This window comes from Cellvibrio mixtus subsp. mixtus J3-8, assembly GCF_000766945.1.
GTDB lineage: Bacteria > Pseudomonadota > Gammaproteobacteria > Pseudomonadales > Cellvibrionaceae > Cellvibrio > Cellvibrio mixtus_A.
Genome location: NZ_KN266211.1, coordinates 263,982 through 265,923, shown reverse-complemented (window position 1 = coordinate 265,923; position 1,942 = coordinate 263,982). Strand labels below are relative to the sequence as shown.

2 protein-coding genes are annotated in these 1,942 nt (G+C 40.3%); both read right to left on the bottom strand.

Features of this window, described 5'->3' with window-relative positions:
• On the bottom strand, positions 1-1,544 hold a 1,544-nt coding region (locus A596_RS17290), incomplete at its 3' end, for an RHS repeat domain-containing protein (RefSeq protein ID WP_160280168.1).
• Between the two features lie 19 nt (positions 1,545-1,563).
• On the bottom strand, positions 1,564-1,942 hold a 379-nt coding region (locus A596_RS17285; protein ID WP_039917071.1), incomplete at its 5' end, for a hypothetical protein.

Sequence of the window (1,942 nt, the reverse complement as noted above, 5' to 3'; positions counted from 1 at the left end):
ACTCCGCCTGCGTGCTCACTGGAGATAGCGCGACCCTGGGCATCATAAGCCCAGGTAGCGTAACGTTTTCCTCGCTCATCAGTGATCCCGGTCAAAAAGCTTGGGAAGCGAGAATCTTCGTAGTGATAAATACGTTCGGAATTGTCAGGGCGAATAACCTTGCTAATCAATCCCTGACCATTATATGTATACGATGTTGTTTTATTACCATCGACAGTAACGCTGCTGAGTTGATTGACTGTGTAAGCAAATGTTAGTTCGCGATTGGTCGAATCTTTTACACGCGTTAATAATCCACTCGATGCATCGTAAAATAATTCTTGCTTCATGCCATTGCTGGCGGTAATGGATAATAATTTTCCGTCAGCATTGTAATCTTCTACCTCGCCATTGCTGGCGATATAGCGCCATGCCACAGGTGCCGCATCAATAACGGCAATTAGCTGACCGTGATCGCCATTAAATCCAACATATTGCTCACCAACTCCGAGACCAAAACTCTGAACACTTCCATTTTCCCTTATCACTTGAACAGATCCGGGCTTAAGATAGACCTGAATGTTGTTGGTATTTGGCAGTATTGGAATGTTACGAACAATTATATTTCCGCGTTTTATTTGGCATATACCATTAGAATATTGGGCTGTCGTACTTATTGCCCAGCTTTCCATGAGAATAGATTTAATCTGACTCCAACCACTTGTACAAGCCTGAGCTTTGTTTGTATAAGGCGAACTTTTTCTACTTTCAGTAGCAATCTTTTCGGGTGTAATAAATTGCAATGACTTTTGATAAGTGTTTAACCAAGATGTACTTATGTTTATATCTGTATTGTTATAAGTGCGCTCAAAACCAATTTGATTTTTCCCTCGAGAATAAACGTCTGTTTCCTTTTGTATTTTTGCACCAGTGCTAATTACTATAGGATTACCAACTGTATCGTCACATCGCAGGGGCGGCGGAGCATCCTTAGGAATAGCGGCAATATATTTATACACACATAATTTTTTTTGATTTATTGTAACCTCAGTTGCTCCCTCACCGCACACTAATTCCCTACTACGATAGGCTATAACTGTAGCACCTGGTGCCTGAAGCTGTCTCACATCAGAAATTAATATATCATTGACATAAGTCGGTTTACCTGAATAACATAGATAATTATCAGTGTATGTTATTCCCCACCCAGTATCCGATGGAATAGAACCTTGGGTATTACTTAAAATATCTGCAAACCTAGACACGAAAGAAACAATATTTCCTTCATTAAAAACAACACTATTTGAGCATCCATAGTTGGAGCCACGCCATACACCACCACCCGCCTCACACCATGCTCGATATCTATAATTAAAACTACCAGCCTTATCACATAGATTATATTTCCAATCCGTCAATTCCGGCTCATAACAATTAGCATCCATACCATTTACAGTGCATGCAAGTGCAGTATGTGAATAAAATATCCATACCACTTGAGATAAAAGAAACACAGCATAAAATAAAAATTTTCCCATGAAAGGGTGTTTATTTATCGGCCTCATAATTAATTCCTTTTCCAGATTAATTGCTTAATGCACGAGTAGATTGATTGCTGAGCCGTCCATTAACATCATAACTAAACGTGGTTTCTTTGCCAGATTCAATGATCTTCGTTTTTAAATACAATGTGGGATGCCATTCAGTTGTAATGGTACGGGCCTCGGGTGTACCAAAAGCCTCTGTGAGGGATATTTCCTGGCCGAGAGAATTGTATTGGTAAGTAGTTTTAATCCCTTTCCAATCGGTTTTACTTTCAATCCACCCTTCAACGGTATAGGTGTAGTTCTGGTTGGCACCCGCACAATTTGCAGTAGGTTGCCCCTCTACTTTAACTACACGGCGCGCACCGGCAATATCATCAAAGCGATAGATAGTTTGTTTGCCCAATGGATTGGTAACT